Annotated in this window: 13 protein-coding genes; 11 read left to right on the forward strand and 2 right to left on the reverse strand. The window is 36.8% G+C overall.

What is annotated here, in order from left to right; all coding sequences use genetic code 11:
* The 9 genes from AC1DRF_RS13720 to AC1DRF_RS13760 form a co-directional block, all read left to right on the forward strand.
* The coding region (locus AC1DRF_RS13720) for a spore germination protein (RefSeq protein ID WP_477740942.1) at positions 1–127 on the forward strand (127 nt) is incomplete at its 5' end.
* A gap of 8 nt (positions 128–135) precedes the next feature.
* Positions 136–369, forward strand: a complete 234-nt coding sequence (locus AC1DRF_RS13725) for a hypothetical protein (RefSeq protein ID WP_050690561.1) — start codon at positions 136–138, stop codon at positions 367–369.
* Between the two features lie 155 nt (positions 370–524).
* Complete coding sequence (locus AC1DRF_RS13730) at positions 525–866, forward strand: DUF1033 family protein (RefSeq protein WP_477740935.1); 342 nt, start codon at positions 525–527, stop codon at positions 864–866.
* A gap of 70 nt (positions 867–936) precedes the next feature.
* Positions 937–1494 carry an RNA polymerase sigma factor SigY gene (gene sigY, locus AC1DRF_RS13735; RefSeq protein WP_230183541.1) on the forward strand — a complete coding sequence of 186 codons (558 nt, stop codon included), beginning with the start codon at positions 937–939 and terminating at the stop codon, positions 1492–1494.
* Positions 1491–1811, forward strand: a complete 321-nt coding sequence (locus AC1DRF_RS13740; protein WP_016764613.1) for a YxlC family protein — start codon at positions 1491–1493, stop codon at positions 1809–1811. The genes sigY and AC1DRF_RS13740 overlap by 4 nt, the downstream gene beginning before the upstream one ends.
* Positions 1811–2011, forward strand: a complete 201-nt coding sequence (locus AC1DRF_RS13745; protein WP_477740936.1) for a transcriptional regulator — start codon at positions 1811–1813, stop codon at positions 2009–2011. The genes AC1DRF_RS13740 and AC1DRF_RS13745 overlap by 1 nt, the downstream gene beginning before the upstream one ends.
* Positions 2012–2203 carry a PLD nuclease N-terminal domain-containing protein gene (locus tag AC1DRF_RS13750; RefSeq protein ID WP_477740937.1) on the forward strand — a complete coding sequence of 64 codons (192 nt, stop codon included), beginning with the start codon at positions 2012–2014 and terminating at the stop codon, positions 2201–2203.
* 12 nt (positions 2204–2215) lie between these two features.
* On the forward strand, positions 2216–3100 hold the full coding sequence (locus AC1DRF_RS13755; RefSeq protein ID WP_477740938.1) for an ABC transporter ATP-binding protein: 885 nt from the start codon (positions 2216–2218) through the stop codon (positions 3098–3100).
* Positions 3097–3873: an ABC transporter permease gene (locus tag AC1DRF_RS13760; RefSeq protein ID WP_016764610.1), complete on the forward strand. Its 777-nt coding sequence runs from the start codon at positions 3097–3099 to the stop codon at positions 3871–3873. Before AC1DRF_RS13755 ends, AC1DRF_RS13760 begins: the two co-directional genes overlap by 4 nt.
* Positions 3874–3900: 27 nt before the next feature.
* Here AC1DRF_RS13760 and AC1DRF_RS13765 read toward each other — a convergent pair whose 3' ends face one another.
* Together AC1DRF_RS13765 and AC1DRF_RS13770 are read right to left on the reverse strand one after the other, a co-directional pair.
* Positions 3901–4701 carry a lipid II flippase Amj family protein gene (locus AC1DRF_RS13765; RefSeq protein WP_477740939.1) on the reverse strand — a complete coding sequence of 267 codons (801 nt, stop codon included), beginning with the start codon at positions 4699–4701 and terminating at the stop codon, positions 3901–3903.
* Positions 4702–4812: 111 nt separating this feature from the next.
* Positions 4813–4959 (reverse strand): YuzK family famiily protein, encoded by a 147-nt coding sequence (locus tag AC1DRF_RS13770; protein WP_014459567.1) that lies wholly within the window; start codon positions 4957–4959, stop codon positions 4813–4815.
* 252 nt (positions 4960–5211) lie between these two features.
* Here AC1DRF_RS13770 and AC1DRF_RS13775 point away from each other — a divergent pair, with 252 nt between their 5' ends.
* Both AC1DRF_RS13775 and AC1DRF_RS13780 read left to right on the forward strand, forming a co-directional pair.
* Positions 5212–5859 carry a VC0807 family protein gene (locus AC1DRF_RS13775; protein ID WP_477740940.1) on the forward strand — a complete coding sequence of 216 codons (648 nt, stop codon included), beginning with the start codon at positions 5212–5214 and terminating at the stop codon, positions 5857–5859.
* A 161-nt stretch (positions 5860–6020) separates the two neighbouring features.
* Positions 6021–6551: GntR family transcriptional regulator (locus AC1DRF_RS13780; RefSeq protein ID WP_477740941.1), on the forward strand; the 531-nt coding region annotated here is incomplete at its 3' end.

Below are 6551 nucleotides of genomic sequence, written 5' to 3' on the forward strand. Positions count from 1 at the left end.
TAGTAAAACTGCACAAGGTTCAGGGTCTTCAAATACAGGAATTTGTGTAAATACAAATTCAGGACTTTCTAATACAAATACGCTCGATCCCGATGGTTCTGATCAAAACGGCTTCGGAAACGGATAAGGAAAGAGATGTTTTACTCTTCTTTCTATACGCCTTTTCAGTATTCGTTCTACCCGTATTTTATGCCTTCTTTTGCACGTCCAATTGGATTTGTCGTTTCACCTGATGGAGCGATGGACAACTGGTGGGGCAAAAAACCATCTTGGTGGGGGAAAATCACGCCTTCAGCAGGCGTTTTTCCTCCCATTACCCAGTATTATACGGGCAGTTTAGTTCCTTATAGTTTAAGGAGCTATTATTAATATAAAAAAGAAGTTCAGATTAAGCCACATTGTTAGCGTCTATTTCCTGAAAATAGGCGTTTTTTTCCGTTTTACTTGATTCAAAGTTATTTTTGCTGAATAATAAGGAAAAGAGAAATTTTAGAAGTAAGCTGTAAGTAAGGAGATGTTCTAGCATGACAGATAAATGGAGAGTTCATAAAATAAAAAGTGATTGTGAACCTTGGCTATTTTTAGAAGGCTGGGAAAAAGATATTATTGAAACTATTGAATTTAAAAAAAAAGAAGAAGCGCTTCGCTACTATGCGATGATGATTTATGAATTTCATCAAAAATATGCAAGCGTGCGTAGCGATGAACTAGCGCTTTTTAGCTTTTGGAACGAAGGTGAAAAGGAATTTTGTGAAGCCTGTGATGATGACCTTCAAATCTTCCACGGTGTTTTATTCGCTAAAAACGACGAAGTCTATCCCTTAGAAGAAGATGAAGAAGGATTAAAAATACTTCGTACTAAATAAAAACGTCCTGCGGGGCGTTTTTTTTATATAAAAAATGAACGATTTCAATCGCTAAAGCGTCATATAGGTGATGAAACAAAAAGGAGGGGTGACCGCTTTGGAACAAGATGATTTCATCCTTGTCCAAAAAGCATTACAAGGTGATGATGATGCCTTTTCATTATTATTTCAGCGCTATCATTCATTTTTATATAAATACCTTTTAAAGCTGACATTAGATGAGGACTTATGCAGTGAATTGTGTCAGGAAGCAATGATGAAGTGTTACATGAATCTTTCTTCATACAAAAATGAAGCAAAGTTTTCGACTTGGATGATATCCATTGCTTCAAGACTGTACATGGATTATTTGCGTAAGCAAAAACGGGAAAAAAGCAGTCTCCAGCGAATAAAGCAGTCTTTATCGCACCAGCTTCAGTGGAAAGCTAAATACAAAGGAGTGGAATGGAGTGAGATGTTTTCCGATTTTAATGAACTCGATTCGCGCTTTCGAATTCCTGTCTTGCTTCGACATTATTACGGATATACATACGATGAGATTGCCCATATGCTGAATATGCGAGCAGGAACGGTCAAATCAAGAGTAAATAAAGGAGTAAACATACTGAGAAAGGAGTGGAAAGAATGAGAGAAGAAAATAACAATCAGTCCTTACATTCTTTAAAAAAAGATTGGGAGCAGCTAGAGAGTTTAGCAAGTCATGAACGTATTTCTCTTCATGCAATTCAAGAACAGCTTCTCATTCAAAAACAAAAGCAGAAAAAAGCTTTCCGGAAAGAGTTATGTTTATTTACATTAACAGCACTTGTTATTTTAACGGTAATGGCAACTGCTATTTTACAAATACCCGCCTTATTTATCGCTATTGAAGTAATTGGGATCATTGTTGCTCCTATTTCTTTTATCGTTTTTCACTATAAACGAAAAAAGGAGATGTTTTTATAATGAATGAAAAATGGATTCTTGTGCTGTTTATTTCACCATTTCTCCTTCTTCAAAGCTTTCTACTTTTTATCAATGCAAAAAAACGCGGCGCTCATCCATGGTTTTGGGGAATATGGGGACTGATTCAAATTCCAATGMCAACGCTGTTTTATTGGTTTTTTATTATTTGGCTTCCAGCACGAAGAAAAAGGGGGATGTAAATGAAGGACATTAACTGGTTGTTAATTGCTCCAATTCTATTCTTACAATTGCTTTTAATGATTCCAGCGTTAATAAGCTGCATAAAGCAAGAAGAGACAAACGGACCAAAATGGCTATGGGGACTCATTATTTTATGTGTAAGTACAGTTGGCCCCGTTTTATATTTTGTTTTAGGAYGTAAAAAACAGTGAGGTGGAGCGAAGATGTTTATGCAAGTAGAAAGACTGACAAAAGCGTATCGTAATATAACCGTTGTGAATAACCTTTCATTTAATCTCGACAAAGGAAAATGTGCAGCGTTGTTAGGCCCTAACGGTGCAGGTAAAACGACTACCTTGCATATGATTGCAGGTCTTACTGCACCTAATAAAGGGAAAATTTCTTTTGAAGATAAACAACACCAAGACGTACGATCATTTATTGGCTTTCTGCCACAGCATCCTACGTTTTTTAATTGGATGACGCCTCAGCAGTATTTAACTTTTTTAGGTCTTTTATCTAACATTTCAAAAAATGTGCTTTCCCACCGAATAGATGAAGTACTTGAAACTGTAGGTTTAAAAGGAAAGGAAAAGCAGAAAATTGCTGGCTTTTCTGGAGGAATGAAACAACGTTTGGGCTTGGCGCAAGCCTTGTTACATAAACCTGAACTGCTAATTCTAGATGAACCGGTTTCGGCTTTGGATCCTGAAGGCAGAAAAGATGTCCTACTGATTATCGAAACATTAAAAAAAGATACGACCATCCTTTTTTCAACTCACATTTTGCATGATGCAGAACAAATATGCGATAACATTATTATGATTAAAAACGGACGTATGAAATGGAATGGAACAAAGAGTTCGCTGCGCCAAGAGTTTACGGCTCCTGCTTTTACGATTGAAACARAAGAAAGGCTCCCTGGATCACTTAGCAGTCTGCCAAGTGAACAGTTTCATTCTCCTTATAAAGCCACTGTAAGTGTAAAAGATACATCTCAGCAGCAGYAACTGCTTCAACTGCTTGTTGATCAACAAGCAAACCTTGTTTTATTTGAACGAAAACAGCATTCTCTCGAAGATGTGTATCTAGAGGTGATGAACAAATGAACACATTTGGAGTCTTATTTAAAAAGGAACTGCATGAATTATTTGCGAACGGCAAAGGAATTTGGCTGCCAATCTCTCTAATTTTACTAGGCATCACACAGCCTTTAACGAATTATTATATGCCACAAATCATTAACATGGCAGGGAATTTACCAAAAGGAGCAATTATTCAACTTCCTACGCCCACCGGTCAAGAAGTAATGCAAGGTGTCCTTTCACAATATAGCACAATAGGAACTTTACTGATTGTACTAGCAAGCATGAATATAATTTCAAATGAACGACAAAATCATGCTGCTGTACTTGTTATGATGAGACCGGTGAGCGTCATTCAATACATTATGAGTAAATGGGCTGCACAAATCGTACTGGTCATTGGCTCAACGTTTATAAGCTATATAGCAGCATGGTATTATACAAATCTTTTATTTTCATATGTGGATTGGACTCATATGCTAGTTAGCTTTCTTTTATACAGCCTGTGGCTGATTTTTATCTTGTCCGTTTTAGTGGCAGCTGGAACATTTCTTTTACAAAGCGGAGGAATTGCTGGAGTAAGCATTTTGATCATTGCGTTACTTTCATTTTTGAGTACTTTGTTTACGAATCAATTAAAGTGGAGTCCTGCAGCRCTGTCACAATACGCCGCTCGCCTGCTTGAACAATTGCACTGGTCACAAAGTGTCACCTATACCGTAGTTGTTACGTTAATGAGCAGTTTTTTTCTTTTAATCGCTGCTGTTCATAGATACAAAAAAGTGGAATACGTATAAAAAGACTTCTTTAACGAAGTCTTTTTTCTAAGGGATTAATTTGCAAATCCATGCAATATAAAGAGCAGCGGGGACTAAGAGAATTTGGGCACATACTGTCCCGCACAAACGAGAGATAACGAGTGTACCAACCATTTTATTCATAGATTGCTTAGTGGATTCACCTTTCATTACCTTTTCAGTTAAAATGGCTACTTGCGGATCTACAAATACAGCAAGGGTAATCATCGCTAGTCCGTTAATAAGACCAGAAGACATCAGAATTGATTTAGAAAGAGTAGGCTCGAGTGTAGAAGCATAAAGAGTGGAAAGAACACCTACTGTATAAATGGTCGTGGCCATTAAATTCAAAAGAAGCAATCGCTTGGGCACTCCGCCTATTCGCAGCTGAGACAGCATAATCCACCTAGGACGCTTCACGTGTTTTTTTGCTTTTTCCAGCGTATGTATGGAAGTAATGTTTTTCATCATTTTGGGTACAGAACCCGCTAATTCTAAATGTAAAATCATTCGGGAGAAAATTRATACAAAGCTAGGAATTAAAAGAGCACCTACGATTGTACCAATAGAAGCGGCGAGCAAGATAGTTTGAAGCTGATGAAGCAGAACGGGCAAATCTTCTTTAGACTGGACCGCATCTCCTAATTTGCCGGTCAGCGGAGCTTGCACCATATTAGCTGTTCTTGACACAATGACAATAATATTAAAAAGAGATAAAGCCACGACTAGTTTTCCAGTTTTTAAGCCCGCAAGTCTCACAGAGTAGGCTAGTGTTTCAATCATATGGATAATGCCTACAAACACACAAATAATCAGTAATTTTTCCATCATAATAAGCAAGTTCCTTTCTTTGGTACACGCACTTCCTTATTATGTATAATTTTGGTTCATTTGTAAATAAAAAGCCGCTTGCTACCAAAAGTAGCGAGCGGCTTTTTATTATCGATGCTGGTTAATATCACGCAGTATATCTTTGCTAGCCTGATAATCTTTTTCTCGTTCTTTTTCCACCTGTAGACGTTTGTCTAGTTTACGGCTATATTCAGCATACCCCACGCCGTGAGAAAGCTGCATGGCCTTTTCCATTTCTGACGTGTACGTTAGGTGAAGTGCGATAATGAATCAATCCTTTCAGCATTTTTCACTTGTGGCACATGTATTGCTGCTCAAGTGTTTGGATGTTTATGATTCTTGAAGTCTTTCTAGAAATCGTTTTCCCTGTCGCTCTGGATCTAAACATCAAATAATTAAAATTTCATAACATTCCAGGTAAAAGCCTTTTTTTCTTGCGTAGTATCCCATATAATAGCAGGAACAACGTTTTTAAAGGAGTTATATATGAACAATACAAAACGAGTATGGTTTGATTTACTTTTTTATATCGCTATTCCTTACCTAATATGGAACCAAGGAAAAGACATTATTGGTGATTACTATGCCATTTTGCTTTCAACAGCACCAGCGTTTGTGTATACCATTTATACATTTATTAAAGATCGCCAGTTTAACGTAACAGGATTGTTTATTGTCATTACGCTGCTGGCACGTACCATTATTGATTTAATTTCAGGGAACGCAGCAACGATGTTAAACAATCAAGTATACTTTATGATTGGACTGGCTGTAGTTGTCCTTTTTACCATTGTGATAAAAAAGCCAATTGGTTTGTACTTTTTTGTAGATACGGCTTACTTAATGGGCTATAAGCGAGAAGACTCTCTAAAACTCTTCCACCAGCCTGATTTATTCAAAATGATGAACTGGCTTACAGTACTGTTYGCAGGCCGCTATGTATTTTTAGCGATTGTAAAATACGTATTGATTCAAAAGTACGGAGTAGAAGGGTACGGGAACATGATTGTATTCCRTCAGGCCGTTACGTGGGCATTCTCCATTTTAATTGCTATCTACACGTATTTTATCTATAAAAAAATTCAAGATAAAACAGGGATGGATAATCCAATGAATCCAAATGTAAATGAATAAAAAAGAAGCGTGCGTTTAACTAACGTACGCTTCTTTTGTGGCAGGAATAAGTTTGTTAAATTTTCTGACAAAAATGTTGTAAAGAGATTCTCTCATGTATATACTAGAAATAAGAAGTAACTGGCATGCCACATGCCAAAAGAATCAAAGGAGATAAAATTATGAGTTTATCAAAATTAACACAGCCGTTATCACTAAAGCAGCAAGCGTATGAAGGAATTAAAAATGCTATTATCGATCATACCATTTCTCCTGGAGAAGTCTTGTATGAAAGAAAATTAAGTGAAGAATTAGGAATCAGCCGCACACCGATTCGTGAAGCTATTCCACTTTTAGAATTAGAAGGGTGGGTTACATCAATTCCGAGAAAAGGAACGTTAGTGAGCAGTATTACCGTAAAAGATGTAGAAGAAGTCATTCAAATTAGACGTGGTTTAGAGGTGTTGGTAGTAGAGCTACTTATTCCGATAATCTCAGAGGAACAAATTTCAATGATTGAACAGCTTTATCAGCAGCAGGTAAAACTGCAAAAAGAAAATAAACTATTTATTTCTACAGATAAAGACTTTCATATCTTTTTAGCAGAATTAAGTGGAAATAGAAGATTAGTTAATCTAGTGCAAACTGTCAGTGATCAAATGCGATGGTTTGGAATTAGCGCTTCTTACTTACCTAATCGAATAGAAGAGACG

Source organism: Priestia sp. P5_B4, assembly GCF_056400385.1.

Coding starts and splice junctions, on each gene's coding strand:
- sigY (WP_230183541.1), top strand. CDS start 937: ATGAAACAAAAAGGAGGGGTGACCGCTTTGGAACAAGATGATTTCATC.
- AC1DRF_RS13740 (WP_016764613.1), top strand. CDS start 1,491: ATGAGAGAAGAAAATAACAATCAGTCCTTACATTCTTTAAAAAAAGAT.
- AC1DRF_RS13730 (WP_477740935.1), top strand. CDS start 525: ATGACAGATAAATGGAGAGTTCATAAAATAAAAAGTGATTGTGAACCT.
- AC1DRF_RS13770 (WP_014459567.1), bottom strand. CDS start 4,959: ATGGAAAAGGCCATGCAGCTTTCTCACGGCGTGGGGTATGCTGAATAT.
- AC1DRF_RS13725 (WP_050690561.1), top strand. CDS start 136: ATGTTTTACTCTTCTTTCTATACGCCTTTTCAGTATTCGTTCTACCCG.